The organism is Streptomyces sp. NPDC033177 (assembly GCF_055577715.1).
In genome coordinates this window covers 110190-136849 of record NZ_JBVIPS010000006.1, presented here as the reverse complement: position 1 = coordinate 136849, position 26660 = coordinate 110190, and the positions used below count along the sequence as shown (strand labels likewise).

Genomic DNA, 26660 nt, shown 5'->3' with positions numbered 1-26660 from the left:
CTGCGCTGGGCACCAGCGCGCCTGGGGCGTCGGACGACCAGAATCTTTATGCGTAGCGAACACGTCCGAGCACACCTGATCTACCGCGTAACCGACTTAGGAGACTAACCGTGACAACGGCTGTAACCATTCCCAGGCACGGGGGCACTGGAGGGCGTACGGCCGTGGCGGCACGGGCGCGCCAGGTCGTGAAGGCGTACGGGACCGGGGAGACCCGGGTCGTGGCGCTCGACGAGATCGATGTGGACATCGCCCGCGGGCAGTTCACCGCGATCATGGGCCCCTCCGGCTCCGGCAAGTCCACCCTGATGCACTGCCTCGCGGGCCTCGACACCGTCTCCTCCGGGCAGATCTACCTCGACGAGACCGAGATCACCGGCCTGAAGGACAAGAAGCTCACGCAGCTTCGCCGGGACCGGATCGGCTTCATCTTCCAGGCGTTCAACCTCCTGCCCACGCTCAACGCCATCGAGAACATCACGCTCCCGATGGACATCGCGGGCCGCAAGCCCGACCGCGGCTGGCTGGACCAGGTCGTGGAGACCGTCGGTCTTGCGGGCCGCCTCAAGCACCGCCCGACCGAGCTCTCAGGCGGCCAGCAGCAGCGCGTCGCCGTGGCCCGCGCGCTGGCCGCGCGCCCCGAGATCATCTTCGGTGACGAGCCGACCGGGAACCTCGACTCCCGTGCGGGTGCTGAGGTGTTGGGCTTCCTGCGCAAGTCGGTGACCGAGCTCGGCCAAACCATCGTGATGGTCACGCACGACCCGGTGGCCGCCTCGTACGCGGACCGGGTCCTCTATCTCGCGGACGGCCGGATCGTCGACGAGATGTACTCGCCCACCGCCGAGAGCGTCCTTGACCGCATGAAGGACTTCGACGCCCGGGGGCGCACGTCATGACCGTCCTCAAGACCTCGATGCGCAACTTCTTCGCGCACAAGGGCCGCATGGCGCTCTCCGCCGTGGCCGTGGTCCTGTCGGTGGCGTTCGTCTGCGGCACGCTCGTCTTCTCCGACACGATGAACACGACGTTCGACAAGCTCTTCGCCGCGACGTCAGCTGACGTCACCGTCACCGACAAGAACGCCGAGACCTCTGGGGAGACGCCCGACAGCGGGAAGCCCGAGTCGCTGCCCGCCTCGGTCGTCGAGCAGGCGAAGAAGGCCGAAGGGGTCAAGTCCGCGGAGGGCGCGGTCAGCAGCACCGCCGTCACCGTCGTCAACTCCGAGAAGGAGAACGTGGGTCCGACCGGCGGCGGCCCGACCATCGCCGGCAACTGGACGCACAACGACAAGCGCTCGATGGACATCACCTCCGGGCACGCCCCGCGAGGCCCCACCGACGTGATGATCGACTCCGACACCGCCGACAAGCACCACCTCAAGATCGGTGACGAGCTGCGCACCATCGCCGTCTCCGGCGACCACACCGCCAGGATCTCCGGCATAGCCACCTTCAAGGTGACCAACCCCGGGGCCGCGATCGTCTACTTCGACACGGCGACCGCGCAGCGCGAACTCATCGGCTCCACGGGCAAGTTCACCCAGGTCAACGTGGTCGCCGCCGCCGGTGTCAGTGACACGGAGCTCAAGCGGAACGTCACCGAGACCATGGGCGCCGAGGCCTCCGCGTACAAGGTCAGGACGCAGCAGGAGACCTCGGACGACGGCCGCGAGAGCGTCAGCGGCTTCCTGGACGTGATGAAGTACGCGATGCTCGGCTTCGCCGGGATCGCCTTCCTCGTCGGCATCTTCCTCATCATCAACACCTTCTCGATGCTGGTCGCCCAGCGCACCCGCGAGATCGGCCTGATGCGCGCCATCGGCTCCAGCCGCAAGCAGGTCAACCGCTCCGTGCTCGTCGAAGCGCTCCTTCTCGGCGTCATCGGCTCGGTCCTCGGGGTCGGCGCGGGCGTCGGGCTCGCGGTCGGCCTGATGCAGCTCATGTCCGGCATGGGCATGGAACTGTCCACGCAGGACCTCACGGTGAAGTGGACGACGCCGGTGGTCGGCATGGTCCTCGGCATCGTCGTCACCGTCCTCGCCGCCTACCTCCCCGCCCGGCGCGCCGCCAAGGTCTCCCCGATGGCGGCCCTGCGCGACGCCGGGACACCGGCCGACGGCAAGGCGAGCGTCCTGCGCTCGATCATCGGCCTGGTCCTCACCGGCGCCGGCGCCTTCGGCCTCTACACCGCGTCGCAGGCGGACAAGGCGAGCGAGGGCTCGCTCTTCCTCGGCGGCGGCGTGGTCCTCTCCCTCATCGGCTTCGTCGTCATCGGCCCGGTCCTCGCCAACGGCGTGGTCCGCGTCATCAGTGCCGTACTGCTGCGGTGGTTCGGCCCTGTGGGGCGCATGGCCGAGCGCAACGCCCTGCGCAACCCGCGCCGCACCGGCGCCACGGGGGCGGCCCTGATGATCGGCCTCGCCCTGGTCGCCTGCCTCTCGGTGGTCGGCTCCTCGATGGTCGCCTCGGCCACGGACGAGCTCGACAAGTCGGTCGGCGCGGACTTCATCATCGAGTCGAACAACACCCAGGCGATCACCCCGAAGGCCGCGAAGTCGCTGGAGAAGGCCGACCACATCGCCCACATCACCGAGTACAAGGACGTCAGGGCGGACCTGACGGGGCCGAACGGCAAGACCGCGAAGAAGGTGGGGCTGAGCGCCGCCGACGCGACGTACGCCGAGGACCTGCGCAGTGAGACCGTGGCCGGCAAGCTCGCCGACGCCTACAAGCCGGACTCCATGTCGGTCGGCGAGGACTTCGCCAAGGACCACGGCATCAAGCTCGGCGACAAGGTGAAGCTCGCCTTCGACCACGGCAGGACGGCTGACATCACCGTCCGGGCCATCACGTCGAGCGAGACCTCGATCGACTCGGGCGCGATGTACGTGAACATCTCGACCGCCGCGAAGTACGTGCCCGCCGACCGCATGCCGCCGAACGAGATCATGTTCGCCAAGGCGGACGAGGGGAAGCAGGACGCGGCGTACAAGTCGCTGAAGGCGGCCATGGCCGACTACCCGCAGTACAAGGTCATGGACCAGACCGACTTCAAGCAGACGCTGAAGGACCAGGTCGGCCAGATGCTGAACATGGTCTACGGCCTGCTCGGTCTCGCGATCATCGTCGCGATCCTGGGTGTGGTGAACACCCTGGCCCTCTCGGTGGTCGAGCGGACCCGTGAGATCGGTCTGATGCGGGCCATCGGCCTCTCGCGCCGACAGCTGCGCCGCATGATCCGCCTGGAGTCGGTGGTCATCGCCCTCTTCGGCGCCCTCCTCGGCCTGGGGCTCGGCATGGGCTGGGGGGCGACGGCCCAGAAGCTGCTCGCCCTGGAGGGCCTGAAGGTCCTGGAGATCCCCTGGCCGACGATCATCACCGTCTTCATCGGCTCGGCTTTCGTGGGTCTGTTCGCGGCGCTGGTCCCGGCTTTCCGGGCGGGCCGGATGAACGTCCTGAACGCCATCGCGACGGAATAGCTCCCGCTACGGGGTGCGGGAGACGGGGCCGCGGCGCCTCGTCGGCAGTGTGGTGGCAGGCTCGCCGGGCCGGCCACCACCACTTCCGACGAGGCGCCGCGGTGCTGTCATGCCGTTACTGGACGTCGGCTCGGGAACCATCGTGCACGCGGCGGATGTCACATCCGTTACCTTCGCATGTGCGTACGGGTACTTGTGGGGCGGAAGCGGCGGGGGTTGCGGCATGGCGGGGAATCGTCCGGCGGATTGGCATGTCCTTGATTTGGACAAGGACCCAACTCCCGGTGATCCGGACCGAGTCCGGAATCTGGCGAAGAACTTGCACGACTTCGCCGACGACGTCTCGAAGGTCCTTCGTGACATCAAGGGCATGGCGGGTGAGGACGCGATCCTCACTTGGGCGGGCAAGACGGCGGAGTCGTTCACGGCGGAGTTCGAGGACGCGCCGGGCAAGTTGAAGAAGCTCAAGAAGAGCTACGAGATGGCCGGCGACGCCCTGTCGACGTACTGGCCGGAGCTGGAACGCTCCCAGGCTTTGGCCGACAAGGCATTGGCCCAGGGCCGCGAGGCGCAGACCAGCCTCTCCGCCGCTCAGTCCCGGCTGACCTCAGCAGACTCCTGGATGGACCGCGCGGGCAAGGAAGCCGACAAGTACAAGGATGACGACGGCGGTACCAAGGCCGGCAAGGACGTCCCCAAACCCGACCCGGACAAGGTCAAGGCCGCCACCCGCAACGCCGACTCCGCCGAGAAGGCCCAGACGGCCGCCAAGTCGGATGTCTCCGCTGCCAAGAGCAACCTCGATGCCGCGAAGAAGATGGCCGAGGACGCCCGCAAGATGCGCGAGAACGCGGCCGGGACGGCGAAGAAGAAGCTCGAAGAGGCCTCCGACGCGGGCATCCAGAACCGCAAGTGGTGGGAAGAGGTCGGCGACTGGGTCACCGACAACTGGGACACCATCGTCGCCGTCTGCAAGGTCGTCGTGGCCGTGCTCGGCGTCATCGCGCTGATCGTCGGCGGCCCGATCCTCGGCGCCATCGTCCTCATCGCCGCCCTCGTCGTCCTCGCCGACACCCTCAACAAATACGCCAACGGGGAAGCAGGGCTGCTCGACGTCGCCTTCGCCGCCCTGGACTGCATCCCCGGAATGAAGGCCCTCACCAGCCTCCGCGGCCTCGCCAAGGGCATGAAGGGTCTCAAGGCAGGGCTCAAGGGGCTGGGCAATGGCCTCAAGAACGGTCTGCGGCGCGGCGCCGACGACGCGGCCACCAGCAAGCCCGCCAAGGGCCGCTGCAAGAACGGCGACCCCATCGACATGGTCTCCGGCGAGATGATCATGGAAGCGACGGACGTCGAACTGCCGGGCCTGCTGCCGCTGATCCTGCGGCGCACACACCTGTCGACCTACGCGTCAGGCCGCTGGTTCGGCCCTTCGTGGGCTTCCACGCTGGATGAGCGACTCGAACTCGATCACGACGGCGCCCTGTTCGCGACCGAGGACGGCATGATCCTCAGCTATCCGGTTCCCCAGCCCGGCGCTTCCGTCATGCCCCTTGAAGGCCCGTGCCGGCCACTGGACTGGAACGGAGCCCCTGGCGCCCCTATCCGCATCACCGACCCGGCGACCGGCCACACCCGTCACTTCGCGCCGGCCGGCAGGGCTGCTGCCGCCGACGAGGCCTTCACCATGCACCTGGCCGCGATCTCCGACCGCAACGGTCACCGCATCGACGTCGACCGATCCCCTGACGGCATCCCCCAGGCCGTACGCCACTCCGGCGGGTACCACATCGACGTCGATACCGACGGTGGCCGTGTGCACGGATTGCGTCTGCGCGACCCCGCGGCAGGTCCGGACGGCAGGACCACCCTGCTGCGCTACCGGTACGACAACGACGGCAATCTGAGCGGGATCTACAACTCCTCCGGGCTGCCCTTCGAGTTCTCCTATGACGAGAGGGGCCGCATCACTTCCTGGACCGACCGCAACGGCTCCTGGTACCGCTTCACTTACGACGACCAGGACCGTTGCACAAGGGGTGAGGGCGCAGGGGGCTTCCTTGACTGCACCGTCGGCTACGACCCCGAGAACCACACCACCCGCTACACCGATTCGCTCGGCCACACCACCCGCTACGAGTACAGCGACCGATTGCAGCTCACCGCCGAGACCGACCCGCTGGGGAACACCACCCGCAGCGCGTGGGACGACCGGGACCGGCTCCTGTCACGGACCGACCCGCTCGGCCACACCACTCGGTACACATACGACGAGGCAGGGAACCTGTCCGGCGTCACGCAGCCGGACGGCAATACCACCACCGCGGTCTTCAACGAACTTCATCAGGCGCTGACCATCACCGATCAGGACGGTCTGGTCTGGTCGCACGCCTATGACGATCGTGGCAACCGGCTCACGGTGACCGACCCGGCGGGCGCCGATACACACTTCGGGTACGACGAGGCCGGGCGTCCACTCACCGTCACCGACCCGCTCGGCAGGACCCAGCACGCCGTGTGCGATGCGGCCGGGCTGGTGCTTTCGGTGACTGACCCACTGGGGCAGACAACCCAGGTCAGGCGGAACGCATTTGGACGTATCCGTTCCGTCATGGATGCGTCCGGAGCGGTCACCGGCCTCACGTGGACGGTCGAAGGTTTCCTCACACGGCGCGAAGAGGCGAACGGAGCGGTCGAGTCCTGGGAGAGGGACGGCGAGGGCAACGTACTTGCGCATGTCGATGCTGCTGGACACACCACACATCACGCCTACACACACTTCGCGTTGCCGACGAGCCGCCAGGACCCGGACGGCACGGTCCACGCCTTCGCGTACGACACCGAGCTCCAGCTGACGGCAGTGGTGAACCCGCAACAGCTCACCTGGCGTTACACGTTTGACGCAGCAGGGCGCCTCGTCGCCGAGAGCGACTTCAACGAGCGTTGCCTCGCCTACACCCATGACGCGGCGGGCCGGCTCGCTTCCCGTACGAATGGCGCGGGTGAGACCACGGTGTACGAGCGGGACGTCTTCGGGCAGGCGGTGGTGGCACGCGCGGATGACGGCGAGGTCACCTCCTACGCCTACGACGCCTATGGCCGGCTGATCCGCACCGCCAACCGGGACGCGGAGGTCGAGCTGGCCTATGACGCACAGGGCCAGGTCGTGCGGGAGAGCGTCAATGGGGCAGTGATGTCGTACACCTACGATCTCGCCGGAAGGCGGACGACTCGTAGTACTCCTTCCGGAAGAGAGTCCAGGTGGGAGTACGACGCGGCTGACCGGCCCAGTTCATTGGTCATGGCCGGTACTCAGATGGAGTTCCGGCACAATGCCGTCGGATACGAAACGGGTCGCCTGTACGGAGACGGGGTCGCGCTCACACAGAGCTGGGACGTCGCCGGAAGGTTGGCCGACCAGACGATCAGTAGGCACACCGAGGCGGCCGGCAGAGTCCTGCGACGCCGCTCGTACAGCTACAGGCCCGATGGGCACCTGACCGAGGTCCGTGGGTCGGACACGTGCAGTCGACGATTCACCCTGGATACGGTCGGCCGGGTCACAGGTTTGCACGGCGCCGGCTGGAGCGAGCGTTACGCATACGACAGCGCAGGCAACCTCACCCACGGTGAGACGCCCCTCGTCGCCGAGTCCGGCGGCGACGAGACGACCGCTGCCGGTGCCCCGCCGGTGGCCGTCCCGAGCGCCTGGGAGGCGACCGGGACCCTCGTGCACAGGTCGGGACGCACCCGACATGAGCATGACCCGCAGGGGCGTCTGGTCCGGCGCAGCCGCCGGCTTCTAAACGGGCAGCGAAAGACATGGACCTATGCCTGGGACGCCGAGGACCGACTCACCGGCGTGAAGACTCCTGACGGTGCGGTCTGGCGCTACGTGTACGACCCTCTCGGGCGTCGTGTCGCCAAGCACCTACTGACTCCGGACGGGGAGGTGGCCGAACAGACCACGTTCGCGTGGGACGGCAGTCTGCTCGCGGAGCGGGCCGCCGAGGACGGCATGGTGACGTCCTGGGACTACGAACCCGGTTCTCACCGGCCTCTGGCCCAGACCGATGGCGCCCACGCCGACCACGATGCGACGTTCCACGCCATCGTCACCGATTTCGTGGGCACCCCCACGGAACTCGTCACGACAGGCGGCGAGATCGCCTGGCAGGCCCGCACCACCCTGTGGGGTGTGGAGCTCCCGCACGCGGAGACAGGTGCCGTCGCATGCCCGCTGCGTTTCCCCGGGCAGTACCACGACGCGGAATCCGGACTGAACTACAACTATGCGCGGCACTACGACCCGGAAGCGGCCCGGTATGTCTCCGCCGATCCACTCGGCCTCGAGCCGGCTCCCAATCACCACGGCTACGTACCGAATCCACTGACCTGGCAGGATCCGCTGGGCCTCGCCCGCCGGGGCCCGAAGGATCCGATCAACCTCAGCGAGGGATATCGGGGGCGGATGGACACCTTCGACATCGGACATGCCACGGACTTCGAAATGCACGTGTACGACAAGAACGGTCGTGAGGTCGGCCTGTACGGAAGCAACGGTTGGTTCGACAAACACCGCTTGAGCTCCGATGTGCAGGTGCCGCAGAGCGTGGAAAGCCGCCTCAAGGGCGAAGCAGTAAAGTTCATGCGCCGGACCGGGCGGATCGGACCTCGTGGAACCGAAGACATTTCCGGTGACAAGTGGAAGCGGCCTCGCCTGAAGGGATCATGCGGATGAAATACGTGAAGGTTGATTGGGACCCCGAGTACCGCGGGTTCCGGACCGACGCGCGTGATTACCTTGCGGTCCTTCCCGAGCTGCGAGGTTCCCTTCCCGAAGGAGCTCTCGCGTTCGCGTCCGACGCCGGACACTACGACTACACCGCCGAGCGGTGCGTCAAGGACCTGGAACTCGCGGACGTTTCCCTGCCCACATCCACGAGGGGCGGGACCGGCACAGCCGCGATCACCTTCCGGCCGAATCAGTGGAAGCACGCCGCAGGGCTGCGCATCGTGTACACCGGTGTCACGCATTTCTCGGTCGACTACGAGTCGTCCATCGACTGGATGGAAGCCATCACGGTGCTGCTGGACGAAATCCTGCCGACGGAGGAAGGCATCGTGCACGAGATCGAACTGACTGACGCAACGATCAGGGTGCGCTGTGCGGACCTGACTGCCACATGGGGCTGAAGCCACCCGGGCTTGATCTTGCCTCTCGGCCTCGACGTCCTGCGGCTGTCAGTGCGTAGTCGTACGCTGGAGATCCCCCGGCCCGTATGACGTTGCCGGGCGGTTCGCGTTGCCCTCGCGCGCCCTCGTACCTGGACGGAAAGCGAAAGCCCACATGAGCCTGCACGGTCTGCTCGATGCTGTCGTCAAGGACTCCGCACTCGCCGAAGCGGTCAAGGCCGCCGCCGACGGCAACCGCGCCCACGTGGACCTGGTCGGCCCGCCTGCCGCGCGCCCCTTCGCCATCGCGGCCCTCGCCCGCGAGACCGGGCGCACCGTCCTCGCCGTGACCGCGACAGGGCGTGAGGCCGAGGATCTGGCGGCAGCCCTGCGCACGATCATTCCGCCGGACGGCGTCGCCGAGTACCCCTCCTGGGAGACCCTCCCGCACGAGCGCCTCTCGCCCCGCTCCGACACGGTCGGCCGCCGCCTCGCCGTCCTGCGCCGCCTCGCCCACCCGCGCCCCGACGACCCCGAGACGGGCCCCGTCTCCGTCATCGTCGCCCCCGTGCGGTCGGTCCTCCAGCCGCAGGTCAAGGGCCTGGGCGACCTGGAGCCCGTGGCCCTGCGCACCGGCGAGAGCGTGGATCTGAACGAGACCGTCGAGGCCCTCGCGGCAGCCGCGTACTCCCGCGTGGAGCTGGTCGAGAAGCGCGGCGAGTTCGCCGTGCGCGGCGGCATCCTCGACGTCTTCCCGCCGACCGAGGAGCATCCCCTCCGCGTCGAGTTCTGGGGCGACGACGTCGAGGAGATCCGCTACTTCAAGGTCGCCGACCAGCGCTCCCTGGAAGTCGCCGAGCACGGCCTGTGGGCCCCGCCCTGCCGCGAGCTGCTCCTCACCGACGACGTACGGGAGAGGGCCGCCGCGCTTGCGGAGGCGCACCCCGAGCTGGGTGAGCTGCTCGGCAAGATCGCCGAGGGCATCGCCGTCGAGGGCATGGAGTCCCTCGCGCCGGTCCTGGTCGACGACATGGAGCTGCTGCTCGACGTCATGCCGGAGCAGAGCATGGCCGTGGTCTGCGATCCCGAGCGCGTGCGCACCCGCGCCGCCGATCTGGTGGCGACCTCGCAGGAGTTCCTGCAGGCCAGCTGGGCCGCGACCGCCGGGGGCGGAGAGGCCCCGATCGACGTGGGCGCGGCCTCCCTGTGGGGCATCGCGGACGTCCGCGACCACGCGAGCGACCTCGGCATGATGTGGTGGTCGGTCTCCCCGTTCGCCGTCGACGAGGATCTCACCGCGACATTTGCCGCTGACGCGGCGGGCGACACCCTCAAGCTCGGCATGCACGCCACCGAGACCTACCGCGGCGACACCGCGAAGGCACTCGCCGACACCAAGGGCTGGCTCGCCGACGGCTGGCGCACCGTCTATGTGACCGAGGGCCACGGCCCGGCCGCCCGCACCGTCGAGGTCCTGGGCGGCGAGGGCATCGCGGCCCGCCTGGACGGCGAGCTGGGCGAACTCACGCCCTCGCTGGTGCACGTCTCCTGCGGCTCCATCGACTACGGCTTCATCGACCCCGCGCTCAAGCTCGCCGTCCTCACCGAGACCGACCTCTCCGGCCAGAAGGCGGCCGGCAAGGACGGCCAGCGGATGCCGGCACGCCGCAGGAAGACGATCGACCCGCTGACCCTGGAGGCCGGCGACTACATCGTCCACGAGCAGCACGGCGTCGGCCGCTACATCGAGATGGTGCAGCGCACCGTCCAGGGCGCCACCCGCGAGTACCTGGTCGTGGAGTACGCCCCCGCCAAGCGCGGCCAGCCCGGCGACCGGCTGTACATCCCCACCGACCAGCTGGAGCAGATCACCAAGTACGTCGGCGGCGAGGCCCCCACGCTGCACCGCCTGGGCGGCGCCGACTGGACGAAGACGAAGGCGCGCGCGAAGAAGGCGGTCAAGGAGATCGCCGCCGACCTCATCAAGCTCTACAGCGCCCGCATGGCGGCCCCCGGCCACTCCTTCGCCCCCGACACCCCCTGGCAGCGCGAGCTGGAGGACGCCTTCCCGTACGTGGAGACGCCCGACCAGCTCACCACCATCGCCGAGGTCAAGGAGGACATGGAGAAGACGGTCCCGATGGACCGCCTGATCTGTGGCGACGTCGGCTACGGCAAGACGGAGATCGCGGTCCGCGCCGCCTTCAAGGCAGTGCAGGACGGCAAGCAGGTCGCGGTCCTCGTCCCGACGACGCTGCTCGTGCAGCAGCACTTCGGCACGTTCAGCGAGCGTTACTCCCAATTCCCGGTGAAGGTGCGGGCGTTGAGCCGCTTCCAGACGGAGACCGAGTCCAAGGCCACCCTGGAGGGTCTGCGCGACGGCTCGGTCGACATCGTCATCGGCACGCACCGCCTCTTCTCCTCCGAGACGAAGTTCAAGGACCTCGGCCTGGTCATCGTCGACGAGGAGCAGCGCTTCGGCGTCGAGCACAAGGAGCAGCTGAAGAAGCTCCGCGCCAACGTCGATGTGCTGACCATGTCGGCCACCCCCATTCCCCGTACGCTCGAGATGGCCGTGACCGGCATCCGCGAGATGTCGACGATCACCACGCCGCCCGAGGAGCGCCACCCGGTCCTGACCTTCGTCGGGCCCTACGAGGAGAAGCAGATCGGCGCGGCCATCCGCCGCGAACTCCTCCGCGAGGGCCAGGTCTTCTACATCCACAACCGCGTCGAGTCCATCGACCGCGCGGCGGCCCGCCTGCGGGACATCGTCCCCGAGGCCCGCATCGCCACCGCGCACGGCCAGATGTCCGAACAGGCCCTGGAACAAGTGGTGGTGGACTTCTGGGAGAAGAAGTACGACGTGCTCGTCTCGACGACCATCGTCGAGTCGGGCATCGACATCTCCAACGCCAACACCCTCATCGTCGAACGCGGCGACAACTTCGGCCTCTCCCAGCTCCACCAGCTGCGCGGGCGCGTGGGCCGTGGCCGCGAGCGCGGCTACTCCTACTTCCTCTACCCGCCGGAGAAGCCCCTCACGGAGACCGCCCACGAGCGCCTCGCCACCATCGCCCAGCACACGGAGATGGGCGCGGGCATGTACGTGGCGATGAAGGACCTGGAGATCCGCGGCGCGGGCAACCTCCTGGGCGGCGAACAGTCGGGCCACATCGCGGGCGTCGGCTTCGACCTGTACGTCCGCATGGTCGGCGAGGCGGTGGCCGACTACCGCGCGTCCCTGGAGGGCGGCGTGGAGGAGGAGCCGCCGCTGGAGGTCAAGGTCGAGCTGCCGGTCGACGCGCACGTCCCGCACGACTACGCCCCCGGGGAGCGGCTGCGCCTGGCGGCCTACCGCTCGATCGCCTCGGCGAGCAGCGAAGAGGACGTCAAGGCCGTACGCGAGGAACTCACCGACCGCTACGGCAAGTTGCCGGAACCCGTGGAGAACCTGCTCCTGGTGGCGGGCCTGCGCATGCTGGCGCGTGCGTGCGGGGTCGGCGAGATCGTGCTGCAGGGCAACAACATCCGGTTCGTCCCTGCGGAACTGCGGGAGTCGCAGGAACTGCGCCTCAAGCGCCTCTACCCGGGAACGGTCATCAAGGCGAACGCCCACCAGCTCCTGGTCCCCCGCCCGAAGACGGCCAAGGTCGGCGGGAAGCCGCTGGTCGGGCGTGAACTGCTCGGCTGGGTTGGGGAGTTCTTGACGTCGATCCTGGGTTCGTAGGAGGCGAAGCCCCCGCGCTCTTCAAGCGGGTTGTACCGCCCGACAGCCTCTCGCAGCGGTACCTGGTGATGGGGGACGGCAAGGAGGATTCGGCGGCGGACGCGGACTCCGCGGCCGACCTGGAGCGCCTCCTGGAGGCGACGCTGAACCTCACGCGCGCCAAGTAGGGACAGCGCACCCGTAAAACCTGGGTCTCAGGGGGCGCAGGCGTCGGCGATCGAGCGGCTGTTCTCGTAGAGGTGGTGCCGCGTGACCCGGCCGTCCTCGACGGTCAGGCGCAGGGCGAAGGGGCCCTCGAAGGACTTGCCGGTGTCGCGCACGGTGCCCCACAGCCGTCCGAAGATCACGGCGTCGGTGCCGTCGACCAGCAGGGTGTCGACCGTGGCACCGGCCTTCTCCGGCACCGTGTGCGCGGCGAGTTCGGCGGACTGGGCGGCGCACTCGGCGGCGGTGGACCGCGGCCGGATCCACGGCACGCCCGGGTTCTCGGCGAGCATCCAGTCGACGTCGTCGCCGAAGAGCGCGGTGAGACCCTCGGCGTCGCCCGTCAGCCTGCACTGGAGGAAGGTCTGGACGGCGGCGCGGGTGGCGTCCTCGGTGGAGGGTGTGACGGTCATCTGCTGCTCCTCGGTCGGCTTCCCTGCGGTACGGCAGATACTTCCGCGAGGTTGCGCAGGGGTCGATTACGCCGGAGGTAATGCCGCACGACGATGCCCTTCCGCCTCTCCGCCCGGCCGGGACGTTATGGTCTAAACCAGTCACTCGGTACGGTGGCGGTGAGAGGCGCGAGCGCGTGGGCCAGGGGAGGGGAAGTGCCGTGGGGCTTGGGGTCGTTGTGGGGCTCGGCTGTTTTCCGGTGAAGTCGATGCTGGCGGAGGAGTGCGAGCGGCTCGTCATCGACGAGCGGGGCGTGGCCGGTGACCGGCTGTGGGCCCTGCGGCACGAGGACGGGAAGCTGGGGAGCGGCAAGAACAGCCGCCGGTTCCGGCGGACGCCCGGGATGCTGGAGTACGCCGCCGCGTACGAGGGCGACGGCGACGACCCTGTCGTCACCACCCCGGACGGCGAGACCTTGCGGCCCGGCGATCCGCGGATCGGTGAACTCTTCGGCGCGGGAGTGGAGTTGGCGCGCGAGGGCGAGGTGAGCCATCAGGACGCGGGCGCCGTCTCCCTCGTCGGCACCGCGTCGCTGCGCGCGCTCGGCGAGCTGCTCGGTGACTCCGACCCCGTCGACGTGCGCAGGCTGCGCAAGAACATCGTGGTCGGCACCGACGAGCCATGGGTCGAGGAGGACTGGGTGGGACGCGAGATCGCCTTCGACGGCGACCTGCGGCTGCGCGTCGTCAAGCGCATCGAGCGCTGCGTCATGACCACCCAGGCCCAGCGCGGCCTCCCGGCCGACAACCGCATCCTCAAGACGCTCACCGCCTCGCGCGGCATGTGCATCGGTGTGTACGCGGACGTCGTGACGCCCGGCACGCTCGCACTCGGCGCGGAGGTGACCGTCCGGTGAGCGCTCCCGGCAAGGGAGTCCGGGCCGCGCTGCTGCTCGCGCTCGCCGTCACGGGAACGGTCACCGGCTGCTCCCTGGAGGAGGAACCCGGCGGCTCCTCCGGGCCCGGCACCGAGGCGGGCCCCGCGCTCGCCGCGGTGGACACGCTCACCGTCAAGGGCCGCGCACCCAGGACGGGTTACGACCGCGACCGCTTCGGCAGCCCCTGGGCCGACACGGACTCCAACAGCTGCGGGACCCGCGACGACATCCTCAAACGCGACCTGGAGAACGTGAAGTACCGCGACGGCGACTGCGAGGTCGTCTCCGGTGAGCTTTCACCCGACCCGTACACCGGTAAGGACGTCACGTTCGTGCGCGGTCGCAGCCAGGTCGACATAGACCATCTCGTCGCCCTCTCGGACGCCTGGCAGAAGGGCGCGGGCACGTGGGAGCCGAGCAAGCGCATCGCCTTCGCCAACGACCCGCTCAACCTCCTGGCGGTCGACGCGGGCCCCAACCGCGGCAAGGGGGACGGCGACACGGCCACGTGGCTGCCGCCGGACAAGGGCTACCGGTGTGCCTATGTGGCGCGGCAGGTGGCGGTAAAGAAGAAGTACGAGGTGTGGGTGACGGGCGCCGAACGGGACGCGATGAAGCGGGTCCTGTCAGGCTGTCCGCGGGAGAAGCTGCCGGTGGGCGAAGGACCGACAGCCGCACCCGGACGGTTCCACGCGCGCTGAGCGATTGCGCGGGCGCGGAAAACGACTTAACAGGCGGGCCCGCGCCCGCTAGCGTCCGCGGCATGGACCTGAAGATCACGACGCTGGCCGAGCGCCCCGAACTCGCCGGGCCGCTCTGGGCGATGGACGACACCTGGCCGGAGTTCATCGGCAACGACCCCATCGCGTGGTCGATGATCGGGCGGATCGTCAAGGACTTGCCCGAGTACGTCCTGGTCGCCACGGACGAGCGGGGCGCGGTCGCGGCCAAGGCGTTCAGCGTGCCGTTCGCGCTGGACGCCGCCGGGCGCGGGGAACTGCCGGACGGCGGCTGGGACCAGGTCATGCTCTGGGCGTTCTCGGACCTGCGGCACGGCAGGAAGCCGGACACAGTGAGCGCGATCGAGATCACCGTGGCGACGGAGTACCTCGGGCAGGGCGTCTCCGGGCGGATGCTCGCCGCGATGCGCGAGAACGCCCGCGCGCGTGGCTTCGCGCAGGTCGTGGCCCCGGTCCGCCCGAACGCCAAGCACCTCGAACCGGCCGCGCTGATCGACTCGTACGCGGTCCGCAAGCGGGACGACGGGCTGCCCGCCGACCCGTGGCTGCGGGTGCACGTGCGGGCGGGCGGCACCATCGAGAAGGTGGCGCACGCGTCGATGACGGTGTCCGGCTCGCTCGCGCAGTGGCGGTCTTGGACCGGGCTGCCGTTCGACACCGCCGGCCCCGTCGAGGTGCCGGGCGCGCTGGTGCCGGTGCTCTGCGAGCCGGAACGCGGGTACGCGGTGTACGTGGAGCCGAACGTGTGGGTGCGGCACGTGCTGTGAGCTCGGGCCGCACCGCGGCCGGCGTCGGACGGGCGGGTCAGCCCGCGAGCTTGTCGATGTCCATGACGTCGCCGGCGGGCGGTGTCGCGTCGACCGGCTCGTCGAACTCGCTGAACGCCAGGCTCTCCGGCGTCCTGGCGGTCTCGTTCACGACCTTCAGCAGGTACGGCTTGCCCTCCGTGGCGACGTAGAGGGTGTACCGGTCGGCGCCGTCGCTCTCGGTGAGCGTGAGGGCGGGCGTGCCGTCGACCGTGGTCGCCTTGCCCCTGCGCGCGGCGGAGTTGACGTCCTTGAACTCGGCGAGCAGCACGTCCAGATCGCAGAACGAGGCGATGTCCTTCGCGTCGGCGCCGGTCGCGGAGGTCTTCACCCACCGACCCGCGAGCATGTCCACGGCGGCCTCGGTCTCGGCCGCGGGCTGGCCCTTGCCCTGGGCGCGCAGGAACTCCTCGTCGTACTTCATGTAGACCGTGCGCGCGGTCGTGATCAGGTCGAGCGAACCCTCCCCGCCCATGCCCATCGTGCCCGCGCACTGGCCCTTGGTGTCGAAGGCCATGTCCAGTTCGATGGTGCCGGTCTCGTCGGGGACGCTGCCCTTCACCTTCAGGGACGAGGCGTCGGTCGTCGCCTGCACGGCCTTGTCGACGATGTCCGGCCCGGACATGCCGGGGAAGGGGCCGGTTTCCTTCTTGGTCTCCTCGTTGGCTTCCTTGTTGGCCTCCGTCACCTTCCCCTCGCTCTTCTTGGAGCCGCCTGTGTCGGTGCCGCAGGCCGTGAGGCCGACGGCCGCGGCGGTGGCCAGGCATACAGCGGCAAGAGTGGTACGACGCATGAAGATCCCCCCACAGGAACTTGGAACTTAGAGCTCGGAGCGCGTGGAGCTTGAGGTGCTGCCCGCTGTCACCATCTCAGCAGAGCTTGTGAACCGAGTCAACACGAGTTCACATGGATAGTCGGTTGACGCCCGTGAATGCGGGCGTGCGGCATGCGGTGGGTATGCTCGGCGCCACAGCGCCGCGCCAGGGCCGTGCACGGCGCGGCCAGCGGGACCGAGAGGAGCCAGTCGGTGCGGGACAAATCGGCGCGGGACAGCGCGACAGAGGTGACCGCCGCCGGGATCGCCCGGCTCGCCGGTGTCGGCCGGGCGGCCGTCAGCAACTGGCGCCGCCGCCACCCCGACTTCCCCAGGCCCGTCGGAGGCACCGAGACCAGCCCCTCCTTCGCGCTCGCGGAGGTCGAGGAGTGGCTGCGCGTGCAGGGCAAGCTGGGCGCGCTCGGTGAGGTGCCGCTGAAGGAACGCGTCTGGCAGCACCTCGCGGGCCACCCCGCGGGCCCCGTCACCGCACTCCTCCACGCGGGCTGCGCGCTGCTCCTCGTGCACGACCGCCACCCGGACTGGCTCAAGGTGAGCGCGGTGTCGGACGAGCGGATGGCGCGCCTGCTCCCGGCGGCCATCGACCAGGTCGTCACCCCGCGGTTCGGCCGACCCCCGGCCGACGGAGCCGGCCCGCATCGAGCGGCGGTGCGCGTCCCGGACGCCGGACAACTCCTGCCCTCCGTCCCGCTGCTGCGCGGCGCGGCCGAGCTCGCCTCCGAGCTGGGGGCCCGGCAGACGTACGAGTTCCTGATCGGGCGGTACATCGACGCCAACCCCCGGCAGTACACGCTCACTCCGGCCGGTCCCGCCGACCTGATGGCCGCGCTCGCGGGCCCCGCCCCGACCGTGCTCGACCCCGCCTGCGGAACCGGCGCCCTGCTGCGAGCCGTCGCCCCCCGCCCCGACCAGCGCCTCCACGGCCAGGACAGCGCCCCCGAACTCGCCGCCCTCGCCGCGCTGCGCCTCGCCCTGCACTCCGACGCCACCGTGCGCGCCGCGACCGCCGACACCCTGCGCGCGGACGCCTTCGGCGAGGAGCGGGCCGACGCCGTGCTCTGCCACCCGCCGTTCAACGAACGCAACTGGGGGCACGACGAACTCGCCTACGACCCCCGCTGGGAGTACGGCTTCCCGGCCCGTACGGAGTCCGAACTCGCCTGGGTCCAGCACGCGTTGGCCCGCCTCCGGGACGGCGGCACCGCCGTCCTCCTGATGCCGCCCGCCGCCGCGTCCCGCCGCTCCGGGCGCCGGGTGCGCGCCGACCTCCTGCGCCGCGGCGCCCTGCGCGCCGTGATCGCGCTGCCCGCGGGCGCCGCACCCCCGTACAACATCCCGCTGCACGTCTGGGTCCTGAAGAGGCCGACGCCCGGCGCGAAGACCCCGCCCGAGCTGCTCCTCGTCGAGACGGCGGGGCTCTCCGCCGCCGACGGCAGGGACCGGCAGGCATGGCGTCCGGTGCAGGACGCCGTCGTCGACGTCTGGCGGAGCTTCGACCGGCACGGCACGGTCGACGAACGCCCCGGGCTCGCCCGCTGTGTGCCGGTGCTCGAACTCCTCGACGACGAGGTCGATCTGGCCCCGGCCCGCCGTCTGCCGCCACCGGCCACGGGTGGCGGGGCCGAGGAGCTGGCAGCCGTCCGCGAGCGGCTCGGCGAAGCCGTGCGGCGCACCGGGGATCTCATGCCGCCGCCCGCGAAGCCGGGCGACGCGGAACGCTGGCCGGTGACCACCGTGGGCGAACTGGCCCGCGCGGGCGCCCTGTTGCTGCGTACGGGGACGGGGACGGGGACGGGGACGGGGGCGGGGCCCGGGGCTGCGGCCCCCGGCGTCACACGCGTCCTCACCGAGCACGACGTGCTGGCCGGGACGGAGCCCTCCGGCACGCTCGACCCATCGTCCGATCCGGGGGCCGATCCGGCACAGGAGAGTCCCGTGGTGACCCGCCCCGGTGACGTCGTCATCCCCGTCTCCGGCGGCGGCACCGCGGCCCGCGTCATCGACGAGAGCACCGCGGGCGCCGCGCTCGGCCGTGGGCTCACCCTCCTGCGCCCCGACCCCGCCGCCCTCGACCCGTGGTTCCTCGCCGGCTTCCTGCGCGGCACCGCCAACAACCGCCAGGCGAGCAGCTACGCCTCCACCGCGGCCCGGCTCGACGTCCGCCGACTGCGGCTGCCGCGCCTGCCGCTGGAGGGACAGCGCGGCTACGGCGAGCGGTTTCGCGCACTCGCCGCCTTCGAGGACGCCCTGCGTCTGACGGGCAGGCTGGGCGAGCAGTTGGTGCGGGGTCTGCACGACGGACTGACGGACGGCACGCTTCCGCCGGAATGAGCCGACCGGGTTCCGGCCGGGCGCGGGATCGGTCCGCGATCAGGACGTGACCAGTACCGCAACGGTTCGGTACAACCCCGGGCCGCTTCCACGTGTCGGCCTATACGCTCGAATCAGCATCAGTTCGTATTTCGACTTTCGGCCGTGCGTGCCCCCGCGGGAACGTACGGCCGCATCAGGCACCAGGAGCAGCCATGCACGGCCACGGCTATGCGCCGCAGCAACCGCCGCCGAACTCCGGCGGCACCCATGTGACGCTGCGCGTGCTGTTCGTGGTCCTCGCCGTCGTGACCTGCGGCCTGCTCGCCTGGGCGCCGATGCTGCGCCTCGCGATCGTGACCCGCAAGTCGTACGACTGGGTGCTCTTCGGTCTCGTGACCGCGCTCGACGTGACGGCCCTCGTGCTCGTCGGCATCGACCCGGGCGACGAGGAGTTCCAGGGACCGGGCAACGCGGGCATGATCATCCTCCTGACCACGCTCCTCGCCGCCGTCGCCTACTACTTGTTCGCGGACATCAGGCACTTCAGCCGTTACCGCCAGCAGTACCCGGGCTACGCGGGACCGCAGCCCGCGTACGGCTACCCGCAGCAGCAGGGTCCCGCCCCCGTCCACCTCCAGCCCACCCAATTGCACCAGCCGCCGGTCCAGCAGACGCCGCCCCCGCCCACGCGCCCCGCACCGGCCCGCATCCACCAAGTACAGGCCGAGCTCGACGAGCTCAGTGACTACCTGCGCAAGCAGGAAGGCGGCAACTGAACGTGTCATCGGGGACGTCACCGGGGGCGGGCGGCCGCGGCGGCCGTGTCATCGCAGGGCGCTACGAACTCTCCACGCTCATCGGCCAGGGCGGCATGGGCCAGGTCTGGACGGCGTACGACCAACGCCTCGACCGCCGGGTCGCGGTCAAGCTCCTGCGCCCCGACCGCGTCGCGGGCGCCGAGGCCGACGAGCTGCGCCGCCGCTTCGTGCGCGAGTGCCGCGTCACGGCGCAGGTCGACCACCCGGGCCTCGTCACCGTCCACGACGCGGGCACGGAGGGCGAGGACCTCTACCTCGTCATGCAGTACGTGGACGGGGCGGACCTCGGCGACCACCTCGCCGAGCACGACCCCTACCCGTGGCAGTGGGCCGTCGCCATCGCCGCGCAGCTGTGCGCCGTGCTCTCCGCGGTGCACGCCGTGCCGATCGTGCACCGCGACCTCAAGCCGCGGAACGTGATGGTCAAGCAGGACGGCACGATCAGCATCCTCGACCTGGGCATCGCCTCGGTCATGGACACCGACACCACCCGCCTCACGCACACCGGTTCGCCCATCGGCAGCCCCGCGTACATGGCCCCCGAGCAGGCGATGGGCGGCGCGGTAGGCCCGTACACCGACCTGTACGCCCTGGGTGTCCTTCTCCACGAACTCCTCAGCGGAGACGTGCCGTTCTCCGGTTCCACCGCCCTCGGCGTCCTGCACCGCCACCTCTACGAACCGCCGCTCCCGGTCCGCCGCCTGCGAGCCGAGGTCCCCGAGGCACTCGAAGCCCTGGTGCTCCGGCTCCTCGCCAAGGACCCCCAGCACCGGCACGCCAGCGCCCAGGAGGTCTACGAGGAACTGGTCCCGCTGCTCCCCGCGCGCGGCATACCGACCGGCGGCCCGCTCGACCCCACCCGCCCCTTCCTGCGCCCGCACGCCCCGTGGCCCGACCGCGCGACGACACCGGCGCCCGCCCCCGCCATCCAGCCGGACCGGACCGACCACCGGCAGACCCCCGGCAGCCACACCGACGTCGTGCACGCGGTCGACGAGGTCAAGCGGCTCCTCGGCGAGGGCCGCATCACCCAGGCCGTGGACATCCTCGGCTCGATCCTGCCCGCGGCCGCCGCCAAGCACGGCGAGCACTCCCCGGTGGTCCGCTCCCTGCGCAAGCAGTACGCGGCGACCCTCATGGACGACGGCCAGTACCGCCGCGCCCTGCCCGAACTGCGCCGCCTCGCCGACGAGCGCGCCGCCGAATCCGGCCAGGCCGACCCCCACTCCCTCCAGTTCCGCTACGAGGCGGCGCAGTGCCTGGAGCAACTGGGCGAACCGGCGGCGGCCCTCGCGGAGTACAGGGCGCTCCTCCCTTACTACGAGAACCGCTACGCCTCCGACGACCGCGAACGCCCTCTCGACATCCGCCGCCGCATCGGCCACCTGCTCCTCGCCCTCGGCGACCGCGCGGCGGCCCACGACACGCTGGCACGGCTGCTCATGGACGCCGAGCGCATGCACGGGGTGGGCCACCCCTTCCCGGCGGAGATCCGGCGTACGTTGCAGTGGCTGGGCCAGGTGCGGGGCTGAACGCGGGAACGTACCCCAACTTGCCTCGAATCGTTGGTCGAATGGGTGGCCGAGACACCGGCCACTGCCTAACATCGATCACCGCAAGACTTTGTGCACCGCCGCACAATCTCTCGACCGGGAGGCTCACTTGCACCGCCGCCGTCGCACCGCGCTCACCCTCTCCACCGCGGCCATCGCCGCGGCCCCCCTCCTGACCGCCTGCGGCGCCGAGGCCCATCCGGGTGCCGCGGCCGTCGTGGGCAACGACCGGATCACGGTCTCGCAGCTGGAGGGCCGGGTGAACGAGGTGCGCGCCGCGCAGCGCGCCGCCATCCCGGACGAGCAGCAGTACGAGCAGGCCATCGCCAAGTCCGGCGGCCTCACCCGCAGCACGCTGCACACGATGGTCCTCGACAAGGTGCTGCACCGCGCGGCCGTCGACGCCGGGGTGGACGTGTCACGCCGCGACATCCAGACGATGAAAGCGGGCCTCGAGCAGCAGGCGGGCGGCAAGAAGCAGCTCGAACAGGGCTGGCTCCAGCAGTACAGCGTCGCCCCGTCCCAGCTGGAGAACAGCCTCCGCACGGAGATCGAGGCCCAGAAGCTCGCCAGGAAACTGGGCGTGGACATGAACGCCCCGGAGGGCCAGGCGATCTTCTGGAAGGAGCTCTCCAAGGCCTCCAAGAGGCTGGACGTGGACCTGAACCCGCGCTACGGCACGTGGGACGTGGAGAAGAGCAAGCGGGCCGACAGCAAGACGCCGTGGGTGCGCGAGGTGTCCGGGGACGGCGCCGCGGCCCCCAAGCAGGCGTAAGGACGCCGGTCGGGGGCCGTCGGCGGCGTGGGTTACGTTCGACGGGTGAACGCAACCACGCCCCCGGCCGACGCCCCCGGCCGCGTCATCCTCCTCACCACCAGCCACCGCGTGGCCCCCGGTCTGCTGTCCTGGCCCGCGTGGCAGGCCCTGCACGGGGCCGACGAGGTCCTGTGCGCCGACGCCACGCACCCCCAACTGCCGTACCTGCGTGAGGCGGGCGTCCGCGTGGAGCAGACCTCGCCCACGGCCCAGGAGCTGGTGGACGCCTGCGCCGGCGGCCGCACGGTCCTCGTCGTCGCCACGGCCGAGGGCGACAGCGCCCTGACGGACGGCCTCGCGAGGCTCGCGGGCTCGGGCCGTGTCGCGATGCCCGACCTCGAACTGCTCCCGGCGTCGTACGACCTGCCGGGCGCGCGCCTCCTCGACCTCGTCCAGGTCATGGACCAGATCCGGGTCGAGTGCCCGTGGTCGTCCCAGCAGACGCACAAGGGCCTGGCGAAGTACGCGATCGAGGAGGCGTACGAACTGGTCGAGGCGATCGAGGAGGGTGACAGGGACGAGCTGCGCGAGGAGCTGGGCGACGTCCTGCTCCAGGTGGTCTTCCACTCCCGCATCGCGGAGGAGGACGAGGAGTCCCCCTTCTCCGTCGACGACGTGGCGGGCACGATCGTCGAGAAGCTCATCCACCGCCACCCGCACGTATTCGGCGACGACTCGGCGGACACCCCCGAGGACGTCAAGGCGCACTGGCTCCGCACGAAGGCGGAGGAGAAGCAGCGCTCATCGGTCACGGAGGGAATCCCCCTCGGTCAGCCGGGCCTGGCCCTCGCGGCGAAACTGGCGTCCCGGGTACGGACGGCGGGCCTTGAGGTGCCGACCCTGACGGGCGAGGGCATCGGCTACGAACTCCTGACGCTGGCCCTGCGCGCGGAGGCGGAGGGCGTGGACCCGGAGGCGGCCCTGAGAGCGGCGGCTCGGGCCTACCGGGACGCGGTCCTGTCGGCGGAAGCGAATCTCACCCCGCCCGGCGCCTGAGCCACTGGCCCAAGCGGTCCCTGCGGGGCTTTCCCCAATCCCGCCCCTTCCCGAAACCGTGGGGCTCCACCCCCTGGACCCCCGTACAAGATGTCCTCAGTCGCCGGACGGGCTGACATCTGTCAGCCCGTCCGGCGACTGAGGACGAACTCGGCGGAGCCGGTGAGGGTGGCGGCGGATAACGTCGTCCCATGCAAGACCAGCCGCCGGCCCCCGCAGCCTGCCCCGCAGGGGTCCACGTGTCCGAGGCCCAGGGGCCAGTCGCACCAGAGCTCTTCACCTGGGAGTTCGCCACCGACCCCTACCCCGCCTACGCCTGGCTCCGCGAGCACGCGCCCGTGCGCAGGACGCGGTTGCCCAGTGGTGTGGAGGCGTGGCTGGTCACCCGGTACGCCGATGCCAAGCAGGCCCTCGCCGACCAGCGGCTCAGCAAGAACCCGGCCCATCACGGCGTGCCCGCGCACGCGAAGGGCAAGACCGGTATCCCGGGCGAGCGCAGCGCCAACCTCATGACGCATCTGCTCAACATCGACCCGCCGGACCACACCCGCCTGCGCCGCCTCGTCTCCAAGGCGTTCACGCCCCGCCGTATCGCCGAGTTCGCGCCCCGCGTGCAGGAACTGACCGACCACCTCATCGACCAGTTCGTGGAGAAGGGGGAGGCCGACCTCATCCACGACTTCGCCTTCCCGCTCCCCATCTACGCGATCTGCGACCTGCTCGGCGTGCCCCGCGAGGACCAGGACGACTTCCGCGACTGGGCGGGGATGATGATCCGCCACGGGGGAGGGCCAAGGGGCGGGGTCGCGCGGTCCGTGAAGAAGATGCGCGGCTATCTCGCCGAGCTGATCCACCGCAAGCGCCTGGAACCCGGCGACGACCTCATCTCCGGGCTCATCCGCGCCTCCGACCACGGCGAGCACCTCACCGAGAACGAGGCCGCCGCGATGGCGTTCATCCTTCTTTTCGCCGGCTTCGAGACCACCGTCAACCTCATCGGCAACGGCACGTACGCCCTCCTCACCCACCCCGAGCAGCGCGAGCGGCTTCAGGACTCCCTCAAGGACGGCGACACCGGGCTCCTGGAGACGGGGCTCGAGGAACTCCTCCGCTTCGACGGTCCCGTCGAACTCGCCACCTGGCGGTACGCCACCGAGCCGCTGACCGTCGGCGGGGAGGACATCGCCGCCGGCGACCCCGTCCTCGTGGTCCTCGCCGCCGCCGATCGCGACCCCGCGCGATTCGACCGGCCGGACACGCTCGACCTCTCCCGCCGCGACAACCAACACCTCGGCTACGGCCATGGCATTCATTACTGTCTCGGCGCACCGCTGGCCAGGCTCGAAGGACAGGCCGCCCTCGCGACCCTCCTGCGCCGCCTCCCTGACCTGCGCCTTGCGGCGGAACCTGGTGATTTGAGGTGGCGCGGCGGGCTCATCATGCGGGGACTCCGCACGCTTCCCGTGGAGTTCACACCCGCACAGCAGAGCAAATAATTGGCGAATGAGAAGCCCCCGAAACGACGTTTAGCTGACGGGTCGTCAAGACTGTGACTTTCACGTGATCTCCGCTGCATCGACTTGTGACAAGCGTTCGACTGCCGCTACGTTCACCGACGACTCGGCATCCCGTGCCGCAGTCGTCGCTCCAGTCACGCGAAAGGCAACCGCATGCTCTCCGGCAATGGTCGTCACCGACGCCCCCGCCAGGCCCCGGCCCTGATCGTCGCGGCAGGAGTGGCGGGGTCGGCCATCGCCATCCCGCTGCTCGGCGCCACCAGCGCGAGCGCGGCGGACACCGCCACGTGGGACAAGCTCGCGGAGTGCGAGAGCGGCGCATCCTGGAGTGCGGACGCGGGCAACGGCTACTACGGCGGACTCCAGCTCTCACAGCAGACCTGGGAGGAGTACGGCGGCCTCGACTTCGCGCCGAGCGCCGACCAGGCGAGCCGTTCCCAGCAGATCTCCGTGGCCGAGAAGGTCCTCGACGACCAGGGTCCCGACGCCTGGCCGAGCTGCGCGCCGATCGCCGGCCTCACCGAGGGCGGCGCCGCCGCCGACGTCGACCCGGGCGCCCCGATCACGACCATTCCTTCTGACGAGCCGTCGGAATCGACCGGGTCCGGCGAATCGTCGAAGCCGGGCGGGTCGGACGAGCCGGACGCGTCGCCGAGCGAGTCGGCCGACCCCTCGAACAGCGCCGACCCGTCGGACAGTGCCGAGCCGTCCGAGAAGCCGGACACCGACGACGCGTCACGAGACAAGAATCACGACGAGTCGGGCACATCGGATGACTCGGCCAAGTCCGGCGACTCGGCCAAGTCCGGCGAGCCGGGCAAGTCCGAGCAGGATGACGCCACTTCGCCAGCGCCCACCCCCTCCACCGGTGAGAGCGAGGGTCGTCACCGCGGCGATAGTGCCGACGACGAGGCGTCCGAAGGGTCCGCCCGCGAGGGTTCGGGCCGGCACGCCTCGCGCGGCGACGAGCGCGAGCACGACGTCACCGACGGGACGTACACGGTCCGTTCCGGGGACAGCCTCTCGGTCATCGCCGACGACCTGGAGCTGCAGGGCGGGTGGACCGAGCTGTACGCCGAGAACGAGAAGTCGGTCGGCTCCGACCCCGACCTCATCCTTCCCGGTCAGAGCCTCGATTTGGGCGAAAAGTAGGGGTAGTTGGCGAGTCACTTTGCGCCTGATGCCCCAATTGGCGCAAGTGAGACATGGGTCTCAGAAGCCCTGATCGTCTTTGAAATTCGGGCGATCGCATGACTACGGTCGTGACCGCTCGCCACAGCGGGCCCCGCCGGTCGGTACGCCGAGTCCTGCCAACGGCCGTTCGGGAACAGTCGTCGCGTAATGCGCCGTAGGCAGGAGCGGGGGACCCAAGGTTTGCGCCGGGCCCGGCCGTTGAACGGCCTCGCGAGAGCGAGGCGGGGAGACGGACGGGAACGGCTAGGGGTTAAGTCGCACTCAGGAAGTGCGGCCGGGCAACTTCATCGGCCCGAACCCGACAGCTCACCTCGCAGGCGTCGGTGAGGGGATCACTCATGCTGTTTTCCAGCAAGGGCAAGCACCGCCGCCCGTCCAAGGCCACCCGTGTCGCCACGCTCGCCGGCGTCACCGGTGTCGCGGTCGCAGCCCCGCTGATGGCGGCCGGCCAGGCCTCCGCCGCCACGAACTCCGAGTGGGACGCCGTCGCCCAGTGCGAGTCGGGCGGCAACTGGTCGATCAACACCGGCAACGGCTACACGGGCGGCCTGCAGTTCTCGTCGTCCACCTGGGCCGCGTACGGCGGCACGAAGTACGCGCCCACCGCCGACAAGGCCTCCAAGGCCCAGCAGATCGAGATCGGCGAGAAGGTCCTCGCGGGTCAGGGCAAGGGTGCCTGGCCGAGCTGCGGCGTCGGCCTCTCGGGCGCCTCCAACGAGGGTGGCGGTGCGCAGGAGAGCGCCCCGCAGCAGACCCAGGAGCAGCCCAAGAGCCAGCCCACGCCGCAGACCGAGCAGCCGCAGCAGGCCGCTCCCAAGGCCGAGGCCCCGAAGACCGAGTCCAAGAAGACCGTCGAGACCCCGACCGGCGAGACGGTCAAGAAGGGCGACGGCGAGTACAAGGTCAAGAAGGGTGACACCCTCTCCAAGATCGCCAAGGCGGAGGACGTCAAGGGCGGCTGGCACAAGGTGTACAAGCTCAACGGCGACATCATCGAGAACGCCGACATGATCTTCCCGGGCCAGCAGCTCCACCTGAGCTAGGTCTGGCGGCGCCTCGCTGGTCTTTTGCCTGCGGGTGCGTCGTGGCTTGTCGCGCCCACGCGGCGGAGCCGCATATGTCATAGCCCCGCGCCCCTTGAGGGGCGGCCC

General features: G+C 70.1%; 18 protein-coding genes and 1 riboswitch. Of the genes, 16 read left to right on the top strand and 2 right to left on the bottom strand.

The window, feature by feature from the left end:
- The first annotated feature begins 110 nt into the window (after nt 1-110).
- From ACZ5U5_RS21615 to mfd, 5 genes are all read left to right on the top strand, one after another.
- Nucleotides 111-899 (top strand): ABC transporter ATP-binding protein, encoded by a 789-nt coding sequence (locus ACZ5U5_RS21615; protein ID WP_365821253.1) that lies wholly within the window; start codon nt 111-113, stop codon nt 897-899.
- A complete protein-coding gene (locus ACZ5U5_RS21610; protein ID WP_469024033.1) occupies nt 896-3481 on the top strand; it encodes an ABC transporter permease in 2586 nt (861 codons plus the stop codon). The genes ACZ5U5_RS21615 and ACZ5U5_RS21610 overlap by 4 nt, the downstream gene beginning before the upstream one ends.
- A gap of 223 nt (nt 3482-3704) precedes the next feature.
- Nucleotides 3705-8222 (top strand): DUF6531 domain-containing protein, encoded by a 4518-nt coding sequence (locus ACZ5U5_RS21605; protein ID WP_469024031.1) that lies wholly within the window; start codon nt 3705-3707, stop codon nt 8220-8222.
- Entirely contained in the window at nt 8186-8677 is a 492-nt protein-coding gene (locus ACZ5U5_RS21600; RefSeq protein WP_469024028.1) for a hypothetical protein, read from the top strand. Before ACZ5U5_RS21605 ends, ACZ5U5_RS21600 begins: the two co-directional genes overlap by 37 nt.
- A gap of 154 nt (nt 8678-8831) precedes the next feature.
- Nucleotides 8832-12386, top strand: coding sequence for a transcription-repair coupling factor (gene mfd, locus ACZ5U5_RS21595; RefSeq protein WP_469024025.1), 3555 nt, complete (start codon nt 8832-8834; stop codon nt 12384-12386).
- A gap of 194 nt (nt 12387-12580) precedes the next feature.
- Here the strand turns inward: mfd and ACZ5U5_RS21590 are convergent, their stop codons facing one another.
- The gene (locus tag ACZ5U5_RS21590) at nt 12581-13003 is read right to left on the bottom strand and encodes a nuclear transport factor 2 family protein (protein ID WP_469024023.1); all 423 of its coding nucleotides are present in this window, start codon (nt 13001-13003) and stop codon (nt 12581-12583) included.
- Between the two features lie 80 nt (nt 13004-13083).
- Between ACZ5U5_RS21590 and ACZ5U5_RS21585 the strand changes: the two genes are divergently transcribed.
- The 3 genes from ACZ5U5_RS21585 to ACZ5U5_RS21575 all read left to right on the top strand — a co-directional run bounded on the left by ACZ5U5_RS21585 (nt 13084) and on the right by ACZ5U5_RS21575 (nt 15427).
- Nucleotides 13084-13899 (top strand): MOSC domain-containing protein, encoded by an 816-nt coding sequence (locus ACZ5U5_RS21585; protein ID WP_469024021.1) that lies wholly within the window; start codon nt 13084-13086, stop codon nt 13897-13899.
- The gene (locus ACZ5U5_RS21580) at nt 13896-14621 is read left to right on the top strand and encodes an HNH endonuclease family protein (protein WP_469024018.1); all 726 of its coding nucleotides are present in this window, start codon (nt 13896-13898) and stop codon (nt 14619-14621) included. The genes ACZ5U5_RS21585 and ACZ5U5_RS21580 overlap by 4 nt, the downstream gene beginning before the upstream one ends.
- 62 nt (nt 14622-14683) lie before the next feature.
- Nucleotides 14684-15427 (top strand): N-acetyltransferase, encoded by a 744-nt coding sequence (locus tag ACZ5U5_RS21575; RefSeq protein ID WP_469024016.1) that lies wholly within the window; start codon nt 14684-14686, stop codon nt 15425-15427.
- 37 nt (nt 15428-15464) lie between these two features.
- On the opposite strand, the gene ACZ5U5_RS21570 is transcribed toward ACZ5U5_RS21575, so the two are convergent.
- Nucleotides 15465-16259 (bottom strand): hypothetical protein, encoded by a 795-nt coding sequence (locus ACZ5U5_RS21570; RefSeq protein ID WP_469024014.1) that lies wholly within the window; start codon nt 16257-16259, stop codon nt 15465-15467.
- A 234-nt stretch (nt 16260-16493) separates the two neighbouring features.
- Here ACZ5U5_RS21570 and ACZ5U5_RS21565 point away from each other — a divergent pair, with 234 nt between their 5' ends.
- The 8 genes from ACZ5U5_RS21565 (at nt 16494) to ACZ5U5_RS21530 (ending at nt 26552) form a co-directional block, all read left to right on the top strand.
- Nucleotides 16494-18632: an N-6 DNA methylase gene (locus tag ACZ5U5_RS21565; protein ID WP_469024011.1), complete on the top strand. Its 2139-nt coding sequence runs from the start codon at nt 16494-16496 to the stop codon at nt 18630-18632.
- 194 nt (nt 18633-18826) lie between these two features.
- The gene (locus tag ACZ5U5_RS21560) at nt 18827-19390 is read left to right on the top strand and encodes a hypothetical protein (RefSeq protein ID WP_469024007.1); all 564 of its coding nucleotides are present in this window, start codon (nt 18827-18829) and stop codon (nt 19388-19390) included.
- Nucleotides 19391-19440: 50 nt separating this feature from the next.
- Nucleotides 19441-20964, top strand: coding sequence for a protein kinase domain-containing protein (locus ACZ5U5_RS21555; protein WP_469024974.1), 1524 nt, complete (start codon nt 19441-19443; stop codon nt 20962-20964).
- 130 nt (nt 20965-21094) lie between these two features.
- Nucleotides 21095-21760: a SurA N-terminal domain-containing protein gene (locus ACZ5U5_RS21550; RefSeq protein ID WP_469024005.1), complete on the top strand. Its 666-nt coding sequence runs from the start codon at nt 21095-21097 to the stop codon at nt 21758-21760.
- Nucleotides 21761-21805: 45 nt separating this feature from the next.
- Nucleotides 21806-22798: a nucleoside triphosphate pyrophosphohydrolase gene (locus tag ACZ5U5_RS21545; protein ID WP_469024003.1), complete on the top strand. Its 993-nt coding sequence runs from the start codon at nt 21806-21808 to the stop codon at nt 22796-22798.
- Between the two features lie 191 nt (nt 22799-22989).
- The gene (locus tag ACZ5U5_RS21540; RefSeq protein WP_469024001.1) at nt 22990-24294 is read left to right on the top strand and encodes a cytochrome P450 family protein; all 1305 of its coding nucleotides are present in this window, start codon (nt 22990-22992) and stop codon (nt 24292-24294) included.
- A gap of 174 nt (nt 24295-24468) precedes the next feature.
- Nucleotides 24469-25467 carry a LysM peptidoglycan-binding domain-containing protein gene (locus ACZ5U5_RS21535; RefSeq protein ID WP_469023998.1) on the top strand — a complete coding sequence of 333 codons (999 nt, stop codon included), beginning with the start codon at nt 24469-24471 and terminating at the stop codon, nt 25465-25467.
- A gap of 182 nt (nt 25468-25649) precedes the next feature.
- A riboswitch (cyclic di-AMP (ydaO/yuaA leader) is annotated at nt 25650-25844 on the top strand.
- A gap of 3 nt (nt 25845-25847) precedes the next feature.
- The gene (locus ACZ5U5_RS21530) at nt 25848-26552 is read left to right on the top strand and encodes a transglycosylase family protein (RefSeq protein ID WP_469023996.1); all 705 of its coding nucleotides are present in this window, start codon (nt 25848-25850) and stop codon (nt 26550-26552) included.
- Nucleotides 26553-26660 lie beyond the last annotated feature (108 nt).

What these genes read in the sequence shown, in the direction of transcription:
- ACZ5U5_RS21585 (WP_469024021.1), top strand. Translation starts at nt 13,084, where the DNA reads ATGCCGCACGACGATGCCCTTCCGCCTCTCCGCCCGGCCGGGACGTTA.
- ACZ5U5_RS21575 (WP_469024016.1), top strand. Translation starts at nt 14,684, where the DNA reads ATGGACCTGAAGATCACGACGCTGGCCGAGCGCCCCGAACTCGCCGGG.
- ACZ5U5_RS21560 (WP_469024007.1), top strand. Translation starts at nt 18,827, where the DNA reads ATGCACGGCCACGGCTATGCGCCGCAGCAACCGCCGCCGAACTCCGGC.
- ACZ5U5_RS21540 (WP_469024001.1), top strand. Translation starts at nt 22,990, where the DNA reads ATGCAAGACCAGCCGCCGGCCCCCGCAGCCTGCCCCGCAGGGGTCCAC.
- ACZ5U5_RS21605 (WP_469024031.1), top strand. Translation starts at nt 3,705, where the DNA reads ATGGCGGGGAATCGTCCGGCGGATTGGCATGTCCTTGATTTGGACAAG.
- ACZ5U5_RS21590 (WP_469024023.1), bottom strand. Translation starts at nt 13,003, where the DNA reads ATGACCGTCACACCCTCCACCGAGGACGCCACCCGCGCCGCCGTCCAG.
- ACZ5U5_RS21570 (WP_469024014.1), bottom strand. Translation starts at nt 16,259, where the DNA reads ATGCGTCGTACCACTCTTGCCGCTGTATGCCTGGCCACCGCCGCGGCC.
- ACZ5U5_RS21530 (WP_469023996.1), top strand. Translation starts at nt 25,848, where the DNA reads ATGCTGTTTTCCAGCAAGGGCAAGCACCGCCGCCCGTCCAAGGCCACC.
- ACZ5U5_RS21610 (WP_469024033.1), top strand. Translation starts at nt 896, where the DNA reads ATGACCGTCCTCAAGACCTCGATGCGCAACTTCTTCGCGCACAAGGGC.
- mfd (WP_469024025.1), top strand. Translation starts at nt 8,832, where the DNA reads ATGAGCCTGCACGGTCTGCTCGATGCTGTCGTCAAGGACTCCGCACTC.
- ACZ5U5_RS21535 (WP_469023998.1), top strand. Translation starts at nt 24,469, where the DNA reads ATGCTCTCCGGCAATGGTCGTCACCGACGCCCCCGCCAGGCCCCGGCC.